Here is a 24,027-nt window from a genome sequence, read left to right as displayed (position 1 = left end):
CAATTTCATTCCAACTCATAACCCCAGCATATAAATCCAGTTGGTAACTTTTATTTAACCTGAAACCAGTTTTATCCACCATTTATAAAAATATGTGAAGCATTTCATGGAAGAAAAATCACTGGCCTAAACATTATCCCCTTTTTGCCTGGTTTTTGACCATTTCCGCGATTTGTTACACATTGAAATATCACTTTTGCTGTGCGTAATATGGCTATTCGTTAGCCAAAAAATAAGAAAAGATTATGCAAGCAACAGCCACAACACTCGAAAATAACCAGGAATTTACGCCGGTAAACTCACGTAATAAAGTTCTGGTTGCCTCACTCATCGGTACAGCCATTGAGTTCTTCGACTTCTATATTTACGCAACGGCAGCCGTTATTGTGTTCCCGCATATCTTCTTCCCGCAGGGTGATCCCACGGCAGCAACGCTACAGTCGCTTGCCACCTTCGCCATCGCCTTCGTCGCGCGCCCTATTGGCTCTGCCGTCTTTGGTCATTTTGGCGATCGCGTTGGGCGTAAAGCGACGCTGGTCGCCTCGTTGCTAACGATGGGGATTTCGACCGTGGTGATTGGTCTGCTGCCAGGTTACGCCACGATTGGTATTTTCGCCCCGCTGTTGCTGGCGCTGGCTCGATTTGGTCAGGGTCTGGGATTAGGCGGTGAATGGGGCGGTGCGGCGCTACTGGCGACAGAAAACGCCCCACCGCGTAAACGCGCGCTGTACGGCTCCTTCCCGCAACTGGGCGCACCGATCGGCTTCTTCTTTGCCAACGGCACTTTCCTGCTGCTTTCCTGGCTACTGACAGATGAGCAGTTTATGAGCTGGGGCTGGCGCGTGCCGTTTATCTTCTCGGCGGTGCTGGTCATTATCGGCCTGTATGTTCGCGTGTCGCTGCATGAGTCACCGGTGTTTGAGAAAGTCGCTAAAGCGAAAAAACAGGTGAAGATCCCGCTGGGTACGCTGCTGACCAAACATGTTCGCGTAACCGTACTGGGTACGTTCATTATGCTGGCAACCTATACGCTGTTTTACATCATGACGGTCTACTCAATGACCTTTAGTACCGCCGCCGCGCCAGTTGGGCTTGGCCTGCCGCGTAACGAAGTGTTGTGGATGCTGATGATGGCAGTGATTGGTTTTGGCGTGATGGTGCCAGTCGCCGGACTGCTGGCTGATGCCTTTGGTCGCCGTAAAAGCATGGTAATCATCACCACGCTGATCATCCTGTTCGCGCTGTTCGCCTTTAACCCGCTGCTCGGTTCTGGCAACCCGATTCTGGTTTTTGCCTTCCTGCTGCTGGGGTTAAGTCTGATGGGACTGACCTTCGGGCCGATGGGCGCGCTGTTACCAGAGCTGTTCCCGACAGAAGTGCGTTACACCGGAGCATCGTTCTCTTACAACGTAGCGTCGATTCTCGGGGCTTCCGTTGCACCATATATCGCAGCCTGGTTGCAGACTAACTACGGGTTAGGTGCGGTGGGGTTATATCTGGCGGCGATGGCTGGCTTGACCTTAATCGCCCTGCTGCTGACCCATGAGACGCGACATCAATCGTTGTAATAAGAGTGAAAAGCCTGATGCGCTACGCTTATCAGGCCTGAATTTCCATAAAATATATTGAATTCGCAAGGATTTGTAGGCCGGATAAGGCGTTCACGCCGCATCCGGCAGTTTCCATCACTTCTTCATCTGCGACAAAATCGTCCGACACTGATTAGCCTCCCCTTCGGAAGGTGAGATCAGCGCCAGTAACGCCGCCGCCGGTGTTACCAGCGTTGCCAGTGCCGCCGCAACAGCACCACGGGCAATCAACGGCCCGGCTTTCACCCCAGCCTGCGGATTTTTAAATGTCCCACGCACATACAGCGGCGAACGCAGTGTGATAATCCGAATCCCTTTACTTTCTGGATCGATAGTTAAATCCAGCTGTTCCGAAGCAAAACTTGCCGTGCCGGTAACATTGATCAACGCATTCTCGGTATCAAAAGCGAAAATCTGCGGACGCGCCACACCGTTGGCAATATCCAGATTCGCCGCCGCGCAGTTCACCCGCACCTCATCATCACCAAATATCGCACCGACAATGTAGTTGCCGACATTCAGGCCGACAATCTCCATCAGGTTGCGACTCACCAGCCCGTCATTCATCAACAGTTTCAGGTTGCCGTTACTATTGCCTAAAAGCGCCGCCACCGAGTTACCGCTACCGCGTAGTTCCGCGTCACCGTTCATTTCCCCCAGCGTCTTCTGCATCAGTTCTACATCGGGCATCAGTTCTTTCAGTTTCAGCCGACGCGCCTGAATATCAGCCCGCCCTTGCATCGGCTTTTTATCGCCTTCCAGATGAATATTCGCCGCAATGCTGCCTCCCGCCATGCCAAATTTCAGCGGTTGCAGGCGCAGGTCAGCATTTTTGAGAATGATATGGGTAGAGAGATCGCTAATCGGCAAGCTACTACCATGTTCAATGCGCCGACCTTTGAAGCGGACATCGGCATCCATGACGTCCCATTTATCGGTTTCGAAGCGGTCATAAGGCAGCACTTTGCCCGCAGGCTGAACGCTTTTTTCGCCTTTCTTCTGCTCAGACCGTTTCGACTTTTCTGCACCTTTTCCAGAATCAACGCCAATCAATGGCCCTAAATCTGCCAGCCGCAATTGCCGCGATTCGACATCACCTTCCAGTTTTGGCCGTGGCTTGCCGGTGGTGTAGATCAGAGAACCGTGGATATCACTATCGCCAATGCGCCCATTAAAGCCTCGATAATCAAATACCGACGATTTTTCAGTGTCGATTTTCGCGACCAGCCGACCATCGGTTTCAAACGGCGGGGTATCGGGCAGCAGAACGCCCGTCAGTTCATAGAGATCACCCAGCGAATCGCCAGAAAATTTAAGCCGTAAATCGACACCGCCCATCTTCATTGGGTCATTCACGACGCCATCAAAAGCGACGCGAGTATTCCCGGAGCGGAAATCAGCCTGTACCGGAAACGGTGTACCTTCGCCGCGTAGTGCCAACATACCGCCGATTTTACCTTTGCCCGTGAGCGGTTCACCGTTATAACGTCCCTGCGCCTTCAGACCAAAAACGTAATCGCCCACCTTTTCTTTGTCCGCTTTACCTTTCGATCCGGTAACTTCACTGAACGGCAGCGGCTTGCCTAACGGATCGACAAAAATTTCCAGATCCGCTTTGCTTACTTTGTCATCAATAGCGATCCGCCCTTGATCGAACAAAATATTATCCAGTCGAAACGACCACGCAGACGGCTTTGCATTCATGTCTTTGTTGTCATCATTGGTGAGATTAAAGGTCCAGTTATTGTTCTTTTCAGAGAGACGAATCAGACGCGCGTCGGGCTTCTCCAGTTTTATCCACGGCAGCCAGACCGTTTTGGTCAGCAACGCCAGCGGGGCCAGCGTCGCTTCTACCCGCGGCAAATGCACCATTGTTACTTCGGGAATATCTGGCGGATTGCCAAGAATGATGTCTTCTGCATGCACATGAGGCCACGGCACCCAGCTGCGCCAGCCGGTTTCTTGTTTTTGCCGCTCCCACACCACGCCCAGATCGCCACGGATAGCGAATGGACGATTCAACTCCGCAGAGACTTTCTGGTTGATGGTCGGTTTGAGTCGATTCCAGTCAAATGTTGCAATCAAAATGATCGCCACGACAATCAACAACAAGAAAGTCCCTGAAATCGCAGCGGTTATTTTGCCTGCCTTGCTCATCATTCGCTTCCTCATATTTCTTCCTGTGCCAGTCCTAAAGATAGTCCAGCCAGGCAGAAAATGAGGCAGCTTATAGCGCCAGAACTGCCGAATTCAGCGTTTCTATCGGTGCCGGGCGTGAAAGAAACCAGCCTTGTGCGGCAAATGCAGGCGAATTTTGTACATCGCGCCACTCTTCCTGCGTTTCCACACCTTCGACAATCACCCCGCGACAATAGCGATTCATTAGATGTAAAAGCTGAGAAAAGAGCGTACGTCCTTCCGGCGACTGACGCAGCATCACAAACAGCTCACGGGCGATTTTGATGTAGTCGTAACGGACTTCACTGAGCGCAGAGAAATTTGCCATCCCAGTGCCGAAATCATCCAGCCACAGCGGACCAAATTCACACATCGAGGCAAAGGTTGAATCTTTCGGCAGACGGATATGCTCCACCAGTTCGAAACGCAGCCAGGGAAGACGCTCAATTTGGCGCAGGATTTTTGGTTGCTGACGCAGGGCGATGAGCGTAGGACCATCAATATTGACCGATGCCAGCAGGCCGTGCTCGACAAAGAAGTCGGCATTTTGCGCCAGCAAATCAATCTGCTCTTTCACAACCTCCATCCGATGGCTGACGGTGATTTCAGTAAAATAGCGATCCGGCGGCAGACGTTGCGAAGGGTTCAAGGGATGCGTGACCACCGTTAATAGCTCCACGGCCATTAACCGTCCGCAGGTTTGATAGATCGGCTGCCAGGTGTAAGCACGCTCACACTGCAACCAAAAACGCCGTTCCTGCAAGCTCTCGATGCTTGCTTCAGGGTTGCTTATTCGCTGGATAACCTGCCTTATCATCAAAGATGTCCTGTGTTTAAAAGTGATGCTGCCCGGACTCGACAAAGATTATCGGCGCGCAAGAGCAGAACTTTACCGCCTGACCGAGTTAAATTTCCCCACTCCACTACGGAATCTTTCAGGAATACGTTCTGGCTCAAAAAAATAATGGAACACTGTTTTAATATGGTTGACCAGCAAACCACCACAGCGCAAACTAACGCTAATTTTTTACAGATCAGGTTCACGACTATGTCCAAAAAGATTGCCGTGATTGGCGAATGCATGATTGAGCTTTCCGAGAAAGGCGCGGACGTTAAGCGCGGTTTCGGCGGCGATACCCTGAACACTTCCGTCTATATCGCCCGTCAGGTCGATCCTGCGGCATTAACCGTTCATTACGTAACGGCGCTGGGAACGGACAGTTTTAGCCAGCAAATGCTGGACGCCTGGCACGGCGAGAACGTTGATACTTCCCTGACCCAACGGATGGAAAATCGTCTGCCGGGTCTTTACTACATTGAAACCGACAGCACTGGCGAACGTACGTTCTACTACTGGCGTAACGAAGCCGCCGCCAAATTTTGGCTGGAGAGTGAGCAATCCGCAGCGATTTGTGCAGAGCTGGCGAATTTTGATTATCTCTACCTGAGCGGGATTAGCCTGGCAATCTTAAGCCCGACCAGCCGCGAAAAGCTGCTTTCCCTGCTGCGCGAATGCCGCACTAACGGTGGAAAAGTGATTTTCGACAATAACTACCGTCCGCGCTTGTGGGCCAGCAAAGAAGAGACACAGCAGATGTACCAGCAAATGCTGGAATGCACGGATATCGCCTTCCTGACGCTGGACGACGAAGACGCGCTGTGGGGTCAACAACCGGTGGAAGACGTCATTGCGCGCACCCATAACGCGGGCGTGAAAGAAGTGGTGGTGAAACGCGGGGCGGATTCTTGCCTGGTGTCCATTGCTGGCGAGGGGTTAGTGGATGTTCCGGCGGTGAAACTGCCGAAAGAAAAAGTGATCGATACCACCGCAGCTGGCGACTCTTTCAGTGCTGGTTATCTGGCGGTACGTTTGACGGGCGCCAGTGCGGAAGACGCGGCGAAACGCGGGCATTTGACTGCAAGTACCGTTATTCAGTATCGCGGCGCGATTATCCCGCGTGAGGCGATGCCGGAATAATGGTTTTTGACGGAGAACGGGTAGATATTCGTTCTCCGTTAATCATCTTGCAGGGACGAACCGAGCGGTGCTGATGATTTGAAATAAACTGCTGACGCATATCATTCAAACTACGCGTAAATTTAAGCGGGTTCTCACCTTTAATTTCGACCGTGACGAAGACATTCCCATCCTTGTTAAAGAAGTCAAAATAATAGTCATGTTGATGACGACGATTTGTTTTAAATTGACGAAATGATAAATAGCAGCGGTTATCGTAGGTAATTAAAAAATCATTTTCTCCGTATTCGTTTATCATCTTATTTCTCAGGCTACCATCGAAGAGCACTGCATACTTATCTCTATCAGCAAATAATTCGGCATCCGTTTCTCGGTTGATCGTGTTGACGCTGATACCGAATTCTATTTTTACCTTCTCTTTATCGATATTATTTCTTGTGCTGACATACATATTATTGGCATCCCAGAGTAAGAGAAAATTTTTGTTGCAGGAATAAAGACCTGTTAAGCAAAAAATGACTGTTAGCAAGAATAGTATGCGTTTTTTGTTACGCATTTATACTCCTGAAAATGCGTTGAGGTCGCAAATATAATTAAATAGTCTGACATAAATAAAATTAATTCCCTATCAATAATACATCTGCGACTTTTCTTGGTCCTTCGTAGATCTCAAATGCCTCGTACTTAGTCATCCATTGTTCAGGGGCGGTATCGAAAAGGAACTGAACGCACCTCATTGAAACGATACGTCCATCGGTTACATTAGGTTTTTCCAATTCAAAAACAACACCCCATGCATTATTTTGCCAGTCAGTTTTCTCCTCTGGAAACCTGGAGACGGGAATAATATCTACCGATAGGAGGTGCGCTCCTTCTGCCACCTTCATTTTCTGTAAGCCAAACAACCTTTACACGATACATATGTTTCCATTCATTAATTAATTAAATTAAGTGTGAATTATATAATATTGCCACCCCATGCGGTCTTTCCCATTTTAGTCCATCAACTAATAATGATAGAAAAGAATACTGGAAGCTTATATTTTTAATCACTTCTATTTTTTCATCATCTAATGACAAGATTACCCACCCCCCGTAATTTTTGCTAACCAGGTTGTTAATAAATTTAATTATAGGATTGGTTGAAATATCCTTTCCTTTATTCACAGCCATTTCCAGGTCATCGACTAAAGAACCATTGAAGTTGTAAACATGATATTCATTAAAGTCTATGTGCTCATCTAAAGGTGGGCCATAAGTAATCGGTAGATTGCATCTCTGCAAAAGATGATGATTACACCAGGCGTATACCGGAGGGTCGCGATGAAAGGTTTCCCCACCCCAGTGAACCATAACCTCTTGTAGATCTAGTTCCTCTGGAGCGAATCGTGTAGGGAGCAAAATATCCAAGTGAAAATCCATAGCCTATCCTAAATTTGGCACCCATAACATAAACTGTATAAGAATCAACGACTGCCCCCCAAAAATGGGAAAATTCACTTATTCTGCAAAGTTACTTATTAAGAAGCCCACTCCTCATTTTTTGGCAAATAGCCCTTTAGCCAACAGGTCAGAATCTTAAAACTCGCTCGCAAATAAAATTTATTAGCCGAATCTTTTTTAACCATTCTGACTAATGTCATCTCACCCGTTCTTTTATCTATCACGAATTCGCCGTAATCAGATCTACAATAGTCAGAAGATGTAGGTCCAAATTCATATTTTACTACTTTATCAGCTTCTTTAATTTTCAATATTTCTATATGATAGGCCATTATTTAACACCATCTATTGCCTGGCATCGTATACAGCTAAAACCAGTAGCTAAAATCTCAACATAACTATCATAACCTGCTATAATAAAATGTTTTAACTTCAACCGTTTTTTAGGATCATATAATTTCTCTTTTTCTTCAAGCGGTACAGAATTCATTACTTGATATACACCGGAGTCCAGATTTTCACCATCAACCTTCTTAATAACAATATTGTTATAGTTGGCTTCATAAAAATTGACGGTAGCACACTTAACTTCAGCAACTGTAGTGAAGACCAGTTCAATTTGAACATAATCTCTCTCTGTTGATATTAACTCCAGAGCATCTACTTTAATGTTGACGCCATCAGACTCTGTATATGTTAAAGATAAATAAGTTGTGGAAATCCTGAATCCAATCGATTGTGATTTTAACACAAGCATAAACTCACTCCTTCCTAGAGGCACCGGTATAATTTATTCAGCTAATAAATAATTAAACCCACTCTACGGTAAGTTTATTTTAATAATGAATGGTTATCTGCGCGCTACCGCCGTGCCCGGAAAAATATCTGCGGTTATATCACGGTAACTAATTTATTACCGTTAATCCCGGCAGCGCAGAAGAAACGCTGCCGGGTTATTTATTACTGTGCGGGTGGAATATCCGTCACTTCAGGATGTACGTCATCCGTGGCAACTGAGGTTGTGGCAGCAGTAGTAGATGGGGCCATGATTTGATCCCAGGCCGCCTGCAACGCTTTCATGTTAAATTCTGGCTCGCCTTTCGGCTGCAGAAGAATTAATGCCATATCGTTCGACAACTGCTGGCGCAGATCCTGATTTAACATCTCTACCGTCAGACTATTAAGGAAATCCTGGCGCAGTTTCTGATATTGCTCCGGCGCGATATCAACGACCTGATTTTGCAACGAACGCATCCGCTGCCCCATCAAAATATCGGTATCAGCTCGCGCATAGGCGGCAAACAGTTTCTGCAGCTCCAGTTTCTTTTGCGCCACTAACGCATTGAACTCTTCTTCCGGCAGACCTTTATCGCGAACCTTTGCCAGCTCACGCGCTACCAAATTAAGGTTGCTGTTCAGCTTGTCGTTTGGTGACTCGATGTTGATGGCACACTGCGCACGCAGATACAGCACACGGCAGTCAAATCCAAGACCGATGTCTTTGCTGTTACTGGTGCTTAACGCTTGCTGAACGTGCCAGAACAGCGCCTCACGGGCCAGGTCCGCACGCCAGTAGCGCAGCAGTGCGGCTGATTCACGAATTGGCTGCCACGGCGTATCCCACATGATAGATAACCGGTCCTGACGTACCGCATCGGTCATAATACTCACCGCTTCAGGACGCAGCGGAGAAAGCGTCGGCACCGGAGCCGGTGTTTCACGTTTGCCTTTCAGTTCGCCAAACGTTTTGTTGATTTGGTCGACAACCGAGCGCGCATCCACGTTTCCCACCACCAGCAGCGTCATTGCATCCGGGGTGTACCATTTATGATAGAAATCTTTAATCTTTTCCGCTTCAACGGGTTGTTTCAGCGGATCGGCAGGATCGTGACCTAACAAGGTTGATCCTTTCAGACGATAGCGCCACCAGCCCTCTTTAGTATCGGCAGGCCAGGTTGCCACCATGTCCTGACTTTGCAGCGCGTGGTTGATGGTTTCTGGTGTGATGGTCAGTTTGCCAGTGGCATTTGCCAGATAAGAGAGCGCTTCTTTCAGCAAGTCGTTACGGTTATTGGGCAAACTCAGATTAAACAGCGTGGTGTCATAAGAGACAATTACCGGCGGCATCGGGCGTTTAGGGTCGATCCCCTGCTGCCACAATGAACGCGCCTGTGCTGCTTCAAGGCCACCGCTTTGCGTTAACGCAATACGAGGGATGGCGTGACTGTAACCGCTCTGTTGTGTACTTTCGGCGAGCGAACCGGTATTAACCAGCAGGCGAATTTCAACACGATCGCTGGGACGCTGGGGCGTGGTCAGCACTTGCCACTGTAAACCGTTGGAAAGCGTCCCCTGTTGCCATGCTGGATCAGGCTGGAGCGCATCTGCCTGCACATAGCCAGCAGTGGCCATCATCAGCAAACCGCCCGCTAAAAGTCGAATTTTTGTGCCCTGCATGTGAACCCCTGATCAACTATCCTGGTAATAAAAAACTGCCCGTTGTCGGTCAGTCTAAATGACGTTAAAAACACTTCGTGTTAGACCGCAAGAACATGAAAATGTCACGGAAGAAGTGAAATAAACCTGAACTCACCCAGGTGGTAAGTTCAGGCACAGGGGTCAATTATGCGCAAACACCCGCACTCGGGGAAGGGAGTGCGGGCATAAGTGGTGAGATTAAGAGGATAATTCGTGCGTTTTGCCATCCGGCGCACGATTATTCAGCACATCGTCCAGTTTTTTGTGGTCCAGTTCTTTCACCCACTTAGCAACAACAATGGTCGCTACGCCGTTACCGACCAGGTTAGTCAGCGCACGAGCTTCTGACATAAAGCGGTCGATACCAAGAATTAGGGCCAGACCCGCTACCGGCAAATGGCCCACCGCAGAGAGCGTCGCTGCCAGCACGATAAAGCCACTGCCCGTTACCCCTGCAGCCCCTTTAGAAGAAAGCAGCAACACGATTAACAGCGTGATTTGGTGAACGATATCCATCTGACTGTTAGTGGCCTGGGCGATAAACACCGCCGCCATTGTCAGGTATATCGATGTGCCATCAAGGTTAAACGAGTAGCCTGTCGGGATGACCAGCCCCACCACCGATTTGCGGCAGCCGAGTTTCTCCATCTTGTCGAGCATACGCGGCAGCGCCGACTCGGAAGATGAAGTCCCCAGTACAATCAGCAGTTCTTCACGGATGTAGCGGATAAATTTGAAGATACTGAAACCAGTCGCTTTAGCGATTGAACCCAGTACCAGCACCACAAACAGGATACAGGTGATGTAGAAGCAGATAATCAGCTGCCCCAGTTGCACCAGTGTGCCGACGCCGTATTTACCGATGGTAAACGCCATTGCCCCGAACGCACCAATAGGTGCCAGACGCATGATCATATTGATGATGCCGAAGATGACCTGCGAGAAACTTTCGATCACATTAAAAATCAGTTGGCCTTTGCTGCCCAGACGGTGGAGCGCAAAACCAAACAGTACGGCAAACAGCAGCACCTGCAGAATGTTACCGCTGGCAAATGCGCCAATGACGCTCGCCGGGATGACATCCATAATGAAGGCGACAATGCCCTGGTCTTTCGCCTGATCGGCGTAAACCGCTACCGCTTTCGCATCAAGCGTTGCCGGATCGACGTTCATTCCGGCACCAGGCTGCACGACGTTAACGATGATAAGACCAATAATCAGTGCGATGGTGCTGACAATTTCAAAGTAAAGCAGTGCGACTGCGCCGGTACGACCGACCGCCTTCATGCTTTCCATGCCCGCAATGCCCGTTACGACGGTACAAAAGATGACAGGAGCGATGATCATCTTAATGAGCTTAACGAACCCGTCGCCAAGCGGTTTCATTTGCTCGCCTATTTCAGGGTAGAAATGGCCAAGGAGAATACCAATGGCTATCGCTGTCAGGACCTGAAAGTAAAGGCTTTTAAACAGAGAGGTTTTCATAGGGTGTCCTTTAGTAAAACCACAGGTCTTGTAAGGTTATGGGGTACCTGCGGCCTTAAAATAACACCCAGACAACATCACAGAAATGTACCTGGATCATAATTGAAACAAAAAGGTTAAAAAGTTTGAGCTGGCTCGCACAAACCAGCACTTTTTAAAGTTTTGTAATCAGTTTGGGGTAGCTACTTTTCTTCCAGGTAACTCTCTTCGAAGATTTCAATAGGGAGTGGGCGAGCAAAAAGGAAGCCCTGGGCAATACCAACGCCCGCTTTTGCCAGCCAGTCGCGTTGTGCTTCAGTCTCCACGCCTTCGGCAATCATTTGTAAGTTCAGGCTTTGCGCCAACATGATAATTGCAGCAATCATGCTGCTATCTTCCGGCAAGCCTTCAACAAACATTTTGTCGATTTTTAACACGTCGATTGGCAACGATTTCATATGCTGCAGCTGACGCAGCCCTGCGTAGCCCATGCCGAAATCATCCAGCGCCACCCGAACGCCGGCATTACGCAACGGGCGGAGGATTGCCACCGCTGCATGAGGGTCGTCAATACGTCGGCTTTCTGTCACTTCCAGAATCAGTGTTCCCGGCTGAATGCGATAGCGGGTTAACAGTTCCAGCATATCCGCTACCATATTCGGGTGCATCAGTTGCAGCGCTGAGAGGTTTACCGACAAGGGCAACATAATGCCGCGCTCTTGCCAGGCAGCCAGCAGTCGACAGGACTCTTCCAGCACCCAGTGACCGACGGTAACCATCAGCCCACAGCACTCAATGCGATCGATTAAGCCATCCGGCAGATCCCAACTGCCATCCGGTTGCTGGATACGCAGTAACACTTCCGCACTGACCAGTTTACCGCTGGTCATCTCGACCTGTGGCTGTAACCAAATCGCAAACTGATGATTTTCCAGTGCATTAAGGATATCGCTCTCTTCCGTCAACCGCTGTTGGGCGGCTTCCATCTGCTGCGGATCAAAGAACTGAATCTGATTCTTACCTTTATGGCGAGCGGTAAATGCCGCAGAAATAGCGCGACTGTAAAGCTGTTCGGCGGTGAGATCGCCGTAGAACATCGCCACGCCAATGCTACAGTGCGGACGGAGTTGAATACGTTCAATCGGCAGGCGCTCGCTCATGATAGTGAGCACTTGCTGACCTAAAGTGATTGCGTGCCACGGTTCCTGTACACCATTGGCAATGACAGCAAAGTCATAACCACTAATCTGCGCGAGGATCATACGTGGCGACAGTACCGATTTGAGTTTTTCCACCAGCGTCAGCAGCAGAATTTCTCGTTGCGCCTCTTTCAGCACGCCCGCAGTATCACGCAGGGTTTCACAGGTGATGATCATCAGCGCGGTGGTTTGTTTACGCGCGACAACCTGCTCCAGCATCTCCATCAGCAAGGCTTTGTTCGGCAAATCCGACACCGGGAAGCGCATCGCATTTTCGTTCTGTTCTTCATAATGGCGCTGCAGCAATTGCTGGTTGAGGTTGTAACTACGCACCAGCATACCGATTTCATCATCCTGATGCAGACGCGGTAATGCCAGTTGGTGACCAACAAGCTCCTGGGCTGGGATGGCGTTAAGTTCACGAGCAATATTGCGTAACGGATGCAAAATCAGGCGGTTAATGCACCAGCTAATCGCCACCGTCAATATTAACGACAAAAGTAAGTAAATGGTCACTAACGTTGAGAGGGTGCTCATCACGAACTTATACATGCGGAAGGAATCCGCCTGTAGCACCAGATAGGCAATTGGCTGCGGGTTTGCCGGACGTTCCAGCGAGTAAACGCCCAGCGAGATTTGCACCGGTAGCTCAAACATGCGAGTAACCATTACCGGCACCGGACGCTCTGGAATAAAACTTTTACGCAGCGCCTGGAACTGGTTAGGCAGCACCACATCGGCACGGCTGACCACGCCTGCCGGTTTAATGCTGGCAAGAATAGCTTCCGCTTCGGGAATATCGCCTTTCAAAATGGCAGAAGATAAGGGTTCGCGGACAGAGCGAGCAATGCTTTCCAGTTGCGTAGCCGTGTTATAGCGATTCTGCTGGACCAGATGGAACAGCAAAACGGTGCAAAAAATAAAAACGAACACCAGGACAACGGCTGCCACCATTGCCATCTGCTTGATTGTTAACGAGCGACTTACGCGCAAATTGTCTCCCCCCGGAAATCCCAGATTGCCGCCCGAGTATACCCGATCGCAGCGGCATTAAGAGAGGCGCTATCTGAAAACTTACCAGTCGGCGTAAGGTATCAGCGGCTGCGGCGGTAAATCCATGTCACCCTGCCATCCGGCGGCGGAATAACGTACGTAGAGCAGGAAATGGCTGGGCGCGTAATCTTTCGCCTGCTGGATATCAATTGCTGTACCGACAAACCAGTTGGATGTGACGCGACGCTCAAGTAATGCCCGCGCCGTATAGCCAAAGCCCTGACTGCTGCCGCCATCGTTGGATTGCCGCGCAGCTTCTTCCTGCCAGTCAGTCGGGATCAGATTCATCAGCGGATACCGCGGCATGGTTTTGGTGCGCGAATGCGACCACGAACCAGACGCCCCCAGCTCCCACGACCAGTTTTCTGTCCGCTCACGCCACATCACCGGAATGGCAAACGACAGGTATTCCTGCGGGCTGTAGTAACCGCCCTGACCGAGTGAGTACCCACTCAGATCTTTGTCGTAATGCCAGATCATGTTGTTCAGGCCGATTGTCACGCGGCGATTGTTCTGGTTGATGACCTTATAGTAATAGCCCGTCATCCAGCGCACGCGCCAGTTATCTTCAACATTTTTACCGGTTAACTGGTCGCCGCTAAGCGATGCCCAGACGCCGTTTGCTTCACCTTTATCGTAGCTCAGGCTTAGCCCCACGCCGTCGGCACGCACGCCGCCCCATTTTTTCCCGGTATTGCTCGGGGAGTCTTTTTGCCCGCCAAAGGCCAGCAAAGAACTGGAGATGGGCCGACGATGGGCGTTAACTGTGTAACCCATCGGCCCGATATCATCGCTGTAACTGATGCCGCCGACCACATCCACCACGTTGAAGCCCATCGGCGTGGTGCCGATATCCCAGCTCCAGACGTCATTTCGCCAGCCGACCGCCACGCTGGCACCGGAATCCGACTGGCTGCGGTTGCCGCTACAGTCCTGTAATGTACAAGTGCCCCAGTTGTCATCCCATTTGCCATCGGCATTCGTGGAGAAACTGCCGACGTTCATATTGACGAAATCACTGCGAAAGAACATCCGCCCGTCAGAATACGGTGCGTCCACCTGCAACATGGTGGTGTGCGCTTTCAGATCGGAGTAACCACCGGTGCCGCTCGAACCCCAGTAATCGTGCTCGAGAGTGACGTTAAGATCCTGCTGACGGTAGAGATCTGCCGCGTCGCTGCGCACGCCGCGTTTCAGCCAGTCATCTTTCTCGTCGTTACGGGTCAGCCGGGTAAAGGTGTCGTTATCCTGCGGACGCATCGTGGTCACACCGGATGCAACCATCGCGTCTTTGTAGGTTTCCAGCGCCTGCGTTGGGTCTCCCGCCTGCGCTTCAAACTTCGCACCGTCGCGCAGTACCATCGCGCTTTCCATCGACGGTAGCTGAGATTTTGCCTGCGGGATCAGCTTGTTAAATGTCTGCTGCGCCGCTGCGGTATCGCCAAGCTGCGCCTGCGCCAGCGCCACGCGCCGCTGTGTGTTCAGGGAGGCGTTATCGGTGGCAGGCAGTTTCGCCAGTTGGCTACGTGCCGCCGCTTTGTCACCGGCAGCGATATCCACTTCCGTCAGGCCAAGAATGGCATCAGCGTTAGTTGGCTCCCGCGTCAGGACATTCTGATATGCAGCACGGGCAGCAGCGTAATCACGTCGTTGTTGCGCCCAGTCAGCCAGCGTCAGATCAATACGCGAGGAAGGCGGTTGCTGGCGCAGCATCGCTTCTGCTTCTGCCTCTTTACCGTTTTCTCGCAGGCGATTAGCGGTTTCCAGCACCTGGTCGCTTTGCAGCCGATTAACCAGCTCCTGAATATTGCTGTTCCACTGGGCACGCGGCAGGCTGTTGATATGCGCCAGTGCCGCTCTGTCCTGGTCGTGACCTGAGAGATACAGCCCGTAAGCGTAAACCTGCTCGGGGTCGTTCGGCTTCTGCTGCGCCAGATTGCGCATTAACGTATCGGCCTGGCTGCGTTGTCCGACCTGCCAGAGATCCTGCGAAAGTCGGTAAGTAATCCATACACTGCCGGGGTCCAGTGCCAGTCGTTGCCGCTGAAGTGCTGCTGCCTGCGCCCATTTGCCCTGGTTTTCCAGTGCCTCTGCCTGCTGTGCCAGACGATCGTTTTGCAGGCTACGTTCGATATCATCAATGCTGCGCCGCTGGCTGGCAGAGAGCGAGGCGATAAACGCTTCTGCTTTTTCTGGCGATTGCTGGCGGTAAATATTCGCCAGCCCGCGCACGGCGTTGGTATTGCCGCTGTCCATGCGCAGCGTCTGCTGGTAATAGCGTTCGGCGGCGGAATAATCTTTGCGCGCCATCGCCACATCGCCCAGCCCCAACACCGCATAGCTGTCGGTGTTATCGACACTGCGCGCCTGCTGGAACAGGCGTTCTGCCCGGTCAGGATTATTGGCTTTCAGCGCGGCATCACCCTGCTGGATCGCCAGCCAGTAGCGGTTTACTTTCAGCAGACTGTTCCATTTGTCGTTGTTGCTGCTGTGCGGGTCCAGTGCGAGGGCTTTTTCCAGATTCGCCACCGCATTGGCGCGATCGCCTTTCTGAGAATACGCCTGGCCCAGCGCCCCCAGTGCCTCACTGTCTTTCGGGTTCGCCCGCACTGCCTGTTGTAGTTCGGGAATGGCTTTACCCGCCATGCCAGAGTCCACTGCCGCTAAACCTTGCGCACGAGCGCGGAAAGCAGGGTCGGCCAGCTGTTTTTGCTGTTCTGCCAGTTGCGATTGCGCAGCAGCTACGCTGTCGCCATCGCTAAAGATAGAGAGATATTTTTTCAGCGCCTGCACGCTGGCATCGCTGACAGGCATGTCTTTAATCTGCCCGTACCAGATTTTAGAGGCTCCCTCGCGCCCGGCGTTCGATTTCGCCATCTGCTCCAGTACAGCAAAACCTTCATCACGCCGATCGCTACTAAACAGCAATAGCGCCAGATTGTTTTGCAGGCCCGTATTGCCCGGCGTATCCGCATTAATGCGTTTTAGCTGATTAATCGCTTCGCCACGGCGAGCCGGAATTTTCGCCACCGTACTCCAGTACTCGACGGCAATGTCACCTTCCGGCGGCGCACCGTTGAACAGCTTGTTGTAACTCGCCACAGCTTCTTCTGCATGACCGGTAGTCGCCTGCAATCTTGCCTGTTGCAGTGCCTGACGACCCTCCGGCGTAGAAAGTAACATTGTGGTCCGCGACGATTTATACGCATTTGAACTCGGCGCTAACTGCGACAGCCGATCGAGCTGTTTTTGCGCACCATCAATATCGCCCTGACGTAACAGAGAACGGAAACGGGCGGCAACGACGTCCGGGTTATTCGGATCAATAAGTTCCAGCCGATACAACGACTGTTGCACCAGATCTTCACGATGGGTCGCTTCGCCTAACCGAACTTGCTCCAGCAACTGTTGCTGAGCGGTTGGTGCTGCCTCGACCATCGGCATGACGGCCAGACCGAGGGAAAGCGTGAATATGTTTAGTGTGAATTTGCGCATTCCTGGCCCCAGTCAGGTAATAACTCACCTTTTGTCGAGAAGCGGAAACGGTGTTGATCCCAGCCTTGTCCAAACAGGGTCAGCACATAGTTGTAATAGGCATCGCTGCCGGGAAAGTTATCGGCCACGCGCTGGCGCTGAACGGCCTGTGCATCGCGGTTTTGTAAAAAGGGCAGCATGGCGGCAGAAAAACCGACCGGTCCTTTACCCTGCGCTTTCCCCGTAGCCACATCGACTTTTTCCGGCGGATAGCCGTTTTTCTCGGTGAATGTCGCCATCGGTTTAAACCGGTTGAGCATCCGCGCTTTTTGCGGATCGCTGTCAGGCATCATGCCTACCCACATGTAAACACGGATAGCGTCGTAGCTGCTGATCAATGTTTTTTCGGCTTTTAGCTGCCAGCCTTTGTCTTTCTCATAGCGCACCCAGTCTGGCGAAAAGCCTTTCGGGGCGGTTTCCAGCAATAAACGTTGATTGGTTTCGCGCAGCGTAGTCCACGGCGCGCCAAAGCGGGTGAAATACTGCGCCAGCGTCGGCGGCAGGTAGCTGGGGTTAAAACGCCAGCTGTTATCCTCAGCAAATCCCACTTTGCCCGGCAACAACATGGAACCCAGCCCAGGCACCGTCACCACTTCCTCCCGCGCAATACGTTTTAACAACGCGCTGCCGATATCCGTATAACGCTGCTCTTTCCACAACCGCCCCGCCTCCAGCAACGACCAGGCCATCCAGACATCACCATCAGAGGCCGAATTGCTGTCCAGCACTTCCCACTTACTGTTCTCTTTCTTGCCCCACAGCCAGGCGGGCAAATGTTCTTTTAAAGAACCCTGAGCGAGATTGTTCTGCGTCCAGTCGAGAATATTATCGAAAGCTGCACGGTCGTTAGCCGCCAGGGCAAAGAACATGCCGTAACTTTGCCCTTCGGAGGTGGTGATTTTGCGCGCGTCGCTGGGGTCGATGACGCGCCCTTCCTGACTGATGTAATCCTTTTTGAACTGCTCCCAGGCAGGCCAATTGCAGGCTGCCTGAACACTAAAGGCAGCCAGCAGCAGCATCGTCACGAGTCCACTACGCAACACATTCATCTTCAATTACTCGTTATCCGGGTTAAGACGACGACGGCTGATAATACGCAGCAAACGCCACAGTACCCAGGCCAGCAGCACGACGCTGATTGCCGCCAGCACCGCCAGCAGAATCGGATGGTTTGCCAGCGCATACCATAAGCGTTCGAACCACGGCAGATGGCCAACGTAATAGACGTCGCCAACACGCAGGCTATTGATACCGGACTCGCGGATCACCGCGACCGAGCCGAACATGGTGGCGCGTTTGCCGCTATCGTTCACCGCATCGTTAAGCATTTCATAACCGCGTGGGCTATCTGCCAGCAGCGCAATCACGCTACGCTGGTCGTTATACGGCGACTGGAAGCCAATCACCGCTGCCATCGCACCGGAAGAGGTCAGCGTTGATTGAGTTTCTGCCGCGCGATCGCTCTCGTCCGGCACAATGCCGGGGAACGGGGTCTGGCGCATCGGCGTTTTCACCCAGCTTTCGGTCGCCTGCACCAACAGGTCGATCTGCTTGTCGTCTTTCAGTTTGTCCGGGATACCACCGATGATCATGATGTCGGCATCTTTGCCCTGAATGGTGCTGCCATCATCGGTCACCGTCAGGTTAATCGCCGGGAAGCCCGTCTGCGCACCGATAAAGCCAACGGTATTCAGCAAGGTTTCCATCTGTGCTTCGTTAGGCGCTTTCGGCATCACGGTGATGGTTTGTGACAGATCCGCCATCCGGCTGAACGGGAAGCCCGCGTTAGCAAAGGCGCGTAGATCCGGCATCGGGATGAAGTGGTAATACTTCGAGAAGTCGATGGTGGAGTCGTCACCAATCACCACATGATTCTGCACCGGCTGGAAGGTAATGCAGTTATCCACCGAACCGCCCGGCATCGGGTTCATATACTCAAAGTCGAAGCGCAGCTGGTTGGTCGCGCCCAGTTTCAGCGCCGGAATAGAGACATCCGTTTTGCCATCCAGCAGACCTTGTAATACCGGAATACGCAGCAGCAGGCGGTTCGCCTCCTGTTTACTGCTCAGGTTGAAGGATTGCAGGAACTGGTTATTCAGGCTGATATCCATCCGCGAACTGTCTTTCACCGGCGGCATGGTGTAGCGATAGTTGATATCCATATCAATGCCGGTACTGCGCATCAGGTAGAGATCCGGCGGCAGGTTTAGCGAAACGTTAATCGCTGCTGGCTCAAGACCGCTGGATTGTAACTGTTCTTCATAGGTTTTCAGTTCACCAAAGGTGACCGGACGATCGGTACGCACCCAGTTCGGCGCATCGTACGGCTTACGCGGTAGCAGCGGTTTCACTTCATTCACTACCACGCTTTCACCACGGAACAGAATGTTACCCTGAGCGATACCTTTCGCTGCCTGCAACAGGTCTTTGTCGTCACGACCAAAGACCACCAGCAGTTTGACGTAAGGATTCTGTGGATGGTTGATCATCTCAATCACCGGGGCTTTTACCGCCGGATGATCGCGCAGGAAGTCCGGGCGTTTGTCATTAGTGGCAAAAACGATGGCATTGCGATCCGGCAGTTGGTTATAGAGCACCGGGAAGTTCTGCCCACGCCAGCCAGAACGCGAACCAAACCACGAGGCGACAATGGCAGATGCTTGTTGCAGCCCAACATCCGGCGCACCCGCAAAGACCATCGGCAAGGTGTTGGTGCGGTTATCACGCGGGTCAAAGAATGGTACCGGGAAGTGTGACAGATCATTCTTCACATTCAGGGTCTGATAGGTCAGATCCAGTCCACTGCTCCGCCCAACATCCAGCCAAAGCGTGGTGCTGGCCGGGTTTTCGCACACGTCCTGATAATGACCGACAAACTCCAGCCGCACACGGTTGAAGTCGGTAATAAACAGTGGGTTAATTGGCATTTGTGCCAGCGTTTTTTTACCCAACTGTTCTTTGGTCACTGGCAGCACGCCCATCAGTTCATCATTGAGATAAACCTTTAACTGCGACTGGACAGGCAGTAACGATGGCGATGGCGTGTATTCGAGGTTGAGCATCGCCTTCGTCACCACTTCATCGCTGCGCATACCAAACTCAATGCTGCCGTTCGGGTTAATGCCACGTAGCACCATGCTGCCCGGCGGTGGCGCAATTTGCGCAAAGGTCAGCTTCACATCACGCGAAGGACCGTTCTGCGCCACGATGGGGGCATCAGCGCCCTGCACGCCCGGCATCACTTGCCCCACCTGCGGATTTTGTTCCGTCTGGGCTGCTACAGCTGGCTCAGCATTGATCAGTGGTTGCGTTGCTGGCGTCGCCTGCGTCATGAAAGAGGGGAACGCACTCATCCCCATAGCCACTGCACAAATCCAGAATAGTTTTCTTTTCATCGCGTTATCATCATTGTTGAGCCAAAGCCTGATCCGATGGTTGTGCCGTTTCGCTCCGCGCCGGGCGGCGCGGAATAAACGATACAACCCAGGAAACCAGAGAAGTCAGCACACGGAATATGCCCTTCACCGAAGAAGGCGCAAACTCCGCCAGATGGCGGTAGCCACGGAAGCCGAGCTTCAGAATATCCAGCAGACTTTCCAGCGGCTTATCTTCCGGATAGCTGTCCTGCCAGAGCGCCCATGTATCCGCACGGGCAAACGTACACTGCACAAAATCGATATGTTGCTGGGTGGTGAGCGGCATTAATTTCAACCCAACTTCATTACCCATCACGCGCGCCACCTGGGCCGGGAAGACGTATTCTTGCTGACCGCGTTTAAGCAACAGATTCACTTTCTGCCCTTCCAGAATCTGTGCCTGACCGTTGATCTTGATCCCCAAACCACCGTCGGAGAAATCCTGAACGGTACACGAGAAGAGGTGACCATCTTCGCGGGCAATTGCCGCGGGCATCGTCATCTCCACGCGGTGCGATCGGCGAACCTGTTTGCTTTCTACCGATACCGCTACCGCACCACCGAGAATAATCAGGTTGTAGAACACCCACACCATACTGACGATGACAGTGAGCATCTCGGTTGGCGGGCCGTAGAAGTAACGCCAGATACCGACCGCAATACCGACCAGGTTGAGCAATACCAGGAAAATGTAGGGCCGTGAGATCACCCAGTCGACGTACTCTTCTTCCACCAGTCCACCTTTGGCGGTGACGTTAAATTTGCCTTTGTGCGGGTTAATCAGCGCCACCAGCGTCGGTGGTGCGATATACCACGCCAGCACCGTTTCGTAGATTTCACTCCAGAAAGAGTGGCGATATTTGCCCTGGATCTTCGAGTTGGTCAGGCTGGCATGAATCATATGCGGCAGCACGAACAGGGCGATCATCAACGCTGGCGCATAGATGATGTAGGCATGCAGCAGCAGGAACGCCAGCGGCGCAGTCAGGAAGATCAGTCTTGGAATGCCCGACAAGAAATGGAACATGGCGTTGACGTAGCACAGCCGCTGAGCAAACTTCAGCCCTTTACCGGTGAGCGGGTTATCAAGACGGAAGATTTGCACCATCCCCCGCGCCCAGCGAATACGTTGGCCGATATGCGCCGACAGACTTTCGGTCGCCAGCCCCGCCGCCTGTGGAATACGCATATACGCTGAAGTGTAGCCACGACGGTGCAGACGCAGAGAAGTATGCGCATCTTCGGTTACCGTTTCGACGGCAATACCGCCAATCTCATCCAGCGGCTTACGACGAATCACCGCACAGGAACCGCAGAAGAAAGTGGCATCCCACATATCATTGCCGTCCTGCACCAGACCATAAAACAGCGTGCCTTCGTTTGGCGTTTTACGAAAACGCCCGAGGTTGCGTTCAAACGGGTCCGGTGAGAAGAAGTGGTGCGGCGTCTGCATCATCGCCAGTTGTTTTTCTTTCAGGAACCAGCCCATGGTCATTTGCAGGAATGAGCGCGTCGGCACGTGGTCGCAGTCGAAAATCGACACGAACTCGCCTTTGGCATATTTCAGCGCATTGTTGATGTTGCCTGCTTTCGCATGTTCATGAGTGGTACGGGCGATATATTTCACCCCCACGTTTTGTGCAAACTGGCGAAACTCTTCCCTGCCGCCGTCATCGAGGATCCAGATGTTCAGCTTGTCTTTCGGCCAGTCGATACCCAGCGAGGCGTAAATCGTATTTTTCACCACGTTGAGATCTTCGTTGTAAGTCGGGACAAAGATATCTACCGACGGCCACAGCGACATATCTTTCGGCAACGGTACTGGCTGACGATTCAGCGGCCATACCACCTGGAAGTAGCCGAGCACCAGCACAATCCACGCGTACGTTTCGGCGAACAGCAGAATAAGCCCGCACACCAGGCTGACCGGATCGTCCCAGTTCAGCGTAGAGGTGTAGCGCCACCAGATATAACGGCAAGAAACGGTCAGCGACAGCACAATCAACATTAGCGCCGAGAAGCGCCCCGGCATCCGCCGTACGATCAGCGCTACACCCCACAGCAGCATCAGGAAGATAAACTGCGCCAGCGGGTTAAACGGCTGGGTAACGCAGATTAATGCCAAAATCAGCGAGAAGGTGACGATGATACCGAGGATCAACCGCCGCGCCCCGGCGCTCAAATGGCCGAGTTCTTTTTTCTCATCGAGATGCTGTGTTTTATGGCTAACGCGCTCAGGCAGCTCGTTCATCCATTGATGGTAACGTCCACGAATATTCTGCAGACCTGAAAATGTCCGCCTGCGCGGTTTCGGCGTTTCTTTGCGCGATGTACCGATCAGTAACCAGCATGTTTGAATGAGATAACGGACCGGGTCCAGCGGACGCGGACGCGAGGCGTTGATATGCGGATACAGGTTTTTATGTTCTGCGCGAATACGCTGCCAGCGCGGGTGCTCCAGCGGAATAAAAATCCAGGCCAGGATCAACCAAAAACAGCCGAGCGTCGCGCTGAAAGCCGACGCGCCGTGACGACGATAATCGCGATAACGCCCGATAAGCCGCGCGTTGACCGGCGGGATAAGCAACCACCGGGTCAGGATACTCATGATGCACTCCCGACTGGCGTTTTCAGCCCGGAATAGTTCAACAGGCACCAGTTAGCCAGCGTCAGTATCTCTTCAGCCGCCAGCGCATCACTGCGGTATTCACCGACTGGTTGCTTAGCCGCCAGGCATTGAGCCATCGCTTCATCACGATGAATGAGCATTGGCAGTAATCGGCGCTGGCTTTGCAACCAAAGCTGGTAAATATCGTCCTGAACCTGACTGCCGATACGGAAGTCATTAATCAAAATATGCGCGCCATCCGGCAGCGCCTGCTGATGCAGCCGGATATGGCAGTTGGCATCCACATTGACGATTGCCAGCGAGTGATCGCACAAACTCAGCAGCTGGTGGGTTATCTGCGAGGCATCACGCGGTAAGTCGATTAAAATCCACTGGTAACGCCCGCTGGCTTTTAGTTGCTGTAAGCCGGAGCAAATATCGCTCAGCCGGGTTTGCCAGTGCTGTGGATTTTCTTGTTCTTCAATGGATAACTGACCAAAAGGCAGCAAATCGAGTTGCGAGGTATAGCGCAACCCGGCGTCACGCCAGTCCTGACCGTCCAGCATGGCTCTGGCCCAGCCCTGACGGTGGGTAAAATCAACGTTAAATGACAGGCGCAACAAATTGTCCGGGCAGGCATCGACCACCAGGACATTTTCTCCCAACATTTGTAATGACCAGGCTAATGCGGCAGTGATGGTTGTTGTCCCCACGCCTCCCCGCACCCCCTGCAATCCCAGTACGGCCATTCACCAATCCCCTACTTTTGTTGCGCAAACTCTGCCAGCAACGGCCAGCGTTTTAATGCCGCGGCCAACTGTTCGCGTTGGGAAATATCGGCATAATCAATATCAGGCAGTGAAAACGCCTGCTTTAACGCCAAAATATCATTCTGGAAGATATAGCCTATCGCGGGATCAGGCAGAGTATCTGGTTCATTGTTATTCATTTGCTTGATCCCTATGAAATAACCGTACCGTTCATGAGACAATTCTAACCGTGAGCATTTCGCCGGTTTATTGTTTACGGCGAGACGGGAATTTGCTCACTTTTTGACTTTCCGTTACGCAACAAAAAAAGTTAAAAA

Annotated in this window: 18 protein-coding genes; 2 read left to right on the top strand and 16 right to left on the bottom strand. The window is 51.9% G+C overall.

Features of this window, described 5'->3' with window-relative positions; translation table 11 throughout:
* Positions 1-245: 245 nt before the first annotated feature.
* Positions 246-1,568, top strand: coding sequence for an MFS transporter (locus AACU19_RS22515; RefSeq protein WP_001149025.1), 1,323 nt, complete (start codon positions 246-248; stop codon positions 1,566-1,568).
* A gap of 117 nt (positions 1,569-1,685) precedes the next feature.
* Here AACU19_RS22515 and AACU19_RS22510 read toward each other — a convergent pair whose 3' ends face one another.
* Positions 1,686-3,746 carry an AsmA family protein gene (locus tag AACU19_RS22510; protein ID WP_105278567.1) on the bottom strand — a complete coding sequence of 687 codons (2,061 nt, stop codon included), beginning with the start codon at positions 3,744-3,746 and terminating at the stop codon, positions 1,686-1,688.
* 70 nt (positions 3,747-3,816) lie between these two features.
* Positions 3,817-4,584 carry a cyclic-guanylate-specific phosphodiesterase gene (gene pdeH / locus AACU19_RS22505; protein ID WP_105278566.1) on the bottom strand — a complete coding sequence of 256 codons (768 nt, stop codon included), beginning with the start codon at positions 4,582-4,584 and terminating at the stop codon, positions 3,817-3,819.
* Between the two features lie 231 nt (positions 4,585-4,815).
* Here pdeH and kdgK point away from each other — a divergent pair, with 231 nt between their 5' ends.
* Positions 4,816-5,745 (top strand): 2-dehydro-3-deoxygluconokinase, encoded by a 930-nt coding sequence (gene kdgK, locus AACU19_RS22500; protein WP_105278565.1) that lies wholly within the window; start codon positions 4,816-4,818, stop codon positions 5,743-5,745.
* On the opposite strand, the gene AACU19_RS22495 is transcribed toward kdgK, so the two are convergent.
* From AACU19_RS22495 to bcsR, 14 genes are all read right to left on the bottom strand, one after another.
* Positions 5,717-6,301 (bottom strand): hypothetical protein, encoded by a 585-nt coding sequence (locus AACU19_RS22495; RefSeq protein ID WP_105278564.1) that lies wholly within the window; start codon positions 6,299-6,301, stop codon positions 5,717-5,719. The genes kdgK and AACU19_RS22495 overlap by 29 nt on opposite strands.
* Positions 6,302-6,362: 61 nt before the next feature.
* Positions 6,363-6,626, bottom strand: coding sequence for a hypothetical protein (locus AACU19_RS22490; RefSeq protein ID WP_241957770.1), 264 nt, complete (start codon positions 6,624-6,626; stop codon positions 6,363-6,365).
* Between the two features lie 61 nt (positions 6,627-6,687).
* Complete coding sequence (locus AACU19_RS22485) at positions 6,688-7,167, bottom strand: hypothetical protein (RefSeq protein WP_096931206.1); 480 nt, start codon at positions 7,165-7,167, stop codon at positions 6,688-6,690.
* Positions 7,168-7,265: 98 nt separating this feature from the next.
* Positions 7,266-7,520, bottom strand: a complete 255-nt coding sequence (locus AACU19_RS22480; RefSeq protein WP_105278563.1) for a hypothetical protein — start codon at positions 7,518-7,520, stop codon at positions 7,266-7,268.
* The gene (locus AACU19_RS22475; protein ID WP_123057643.1) at positions 7,520-7,945 is read right to left on the bottom strand and encodes a hypothetical protein; all 426 of its coding nucleotides are present in this window, start codon (positions 7,943-7,945) and stop codon (positions 7,520-7,522) included. The genes AACU19_RS22480 and AACU19_RS22475 overlap by 1 nt, the downstream gene beginning before the upstream one ends.
* 203 nt (positions 7,946-8,148) lie before the next feature.
* Positions 8,149-9,645, bottom strand: coding sequence for a M16 family metallopeptidase (locus AACU19_RS22470; protein WP_105278561.1), 1,497 nt, complete (start codon positions 9,643-9,645; stop codon positions 8,149-8,151).
* Between the two features lie 219 nt (positions 9,646-9,864).
* Entirely contained in the window at positions 9,865-11,151 is a 1,287-nt protein-coding gene (gene dctA / locus AACU19_RS22465; protein ID WP_000858214.1) for a C4-dicarboxylate transporter DctC, read from the bottom strand.
* Between the two features lie 182 nt (positions 11,152-11,333).
* Positions 11,334-13,322 carry a biofilm formation regulator HmsP gene (gene hmsP, locus AACU19_RS22460; RefSeq protein ID WP_001266333.1) on the bottom strand — a complete coding sequence of 663 codons (1,989 nt, stop codon included), beginning with the start codon at positions 13,320-13,322 and terminating at the stop codon, positions 11,334-11,336.
* An 81-nt stretch (positions 13,323-13,403) separates the two neighbouring features.
* On the bottom strand, positions 13,404-16,877 hold the full coding sequence (gene bcsC, locus AACU19_RS22455) for a cellulose synthase complex outer membrane protein BcsC (protein ID WP_105278560.1): 3,474 nt from the start codon (positions 16,875-16,877) through the stop codon (positions 13,404-13,406).
* Positions 16,859-17,965 (bottom strand): cellulose synthase complex periplasmic endoglucanase BcsZ, encoded by a 1,107-nt coding sequence (gene bcsZ, locus AACU19_RS22450; RefSeq protein WP_001353587.1) that lies wholly within the window; start codon positions 17,963-17,965, stop codon positions 16,859-16,861. The genes bcsC and bcsZ overlap by 19 nt, the downstream gene beginning before the upstream one ends.
* Before the next feature lie 6 nt (positions 17,966-17,971).
* Positions 17,972-20,311: a cellulose biosynthesis cyclic di-GMP-binding regulatory protein BcsB gene (gene bcsB / locus AACU19_RS22445; protein ID WP_001355017.1), complete on the bottom strand. Its 2,340-nt coding sequence runs from the start codon at positions 20,309-20,311 to the stop codon at positions 17,972-17,974.
* A gap of 10 nt (positions 20,312-20,321) precedes the next feature.
* A complete protein-coding gene (gene bcsA / locus AACU19_RS22440; RefSeq protein ID WP_032185390.1) occupies positions 20,322-22,940 on the bottom strand; it encodes a UDP-forming cellulose synthase catalytic subunit in 2,619 nt (872 codons plus the stop codon).
* Positions 22,937-23,689, bottom strand: a complete 753-nt coding sequence (gene bcsQ / locus AACU19_RS22435; RefSeq protein ID WP_000279529.1) for a cellulose biosynthesis protein BcsQ — start codon at positions 23,687-23,689, stop codon at positions 22,937-22,939. Before bcsQ ends, bcsA begins: the two co-directional genes overlap by 4 nt.
* An 11-nt stretch (positions 23,690-23,700) precedes the next feature.
* Positions 23,701-23,889 carry a cellulose biosynthesis protein BcsR gene (gene bcsR / locus AACU19_RS22430; protein WP_001063314.1) on the bottom strand — a complete coding sequence of 63 codons (189 nt, stop codon included), beginning with the start codon at positions 23,887-23,889 and terminating at the stop codon, positions 23,701-23,703.
* Positions 23,890-24,027: the final 138 nt, after the last annotated feature.

The sequence above is a fragment of the Escherichia sp. MOD1-EC4550 genome, from assembly GCF_963876935.1.
GTDB classification, from domain to species: Bacteria; Pseudomonadota; Gammaproteobacteria; order Enterobacterales; family Enterobacteriaceae; genus Escherichia; species Escherichia coli_F.
This window is presented reverse-complemented; position numbering and strand designations above follow the sequence as displayed.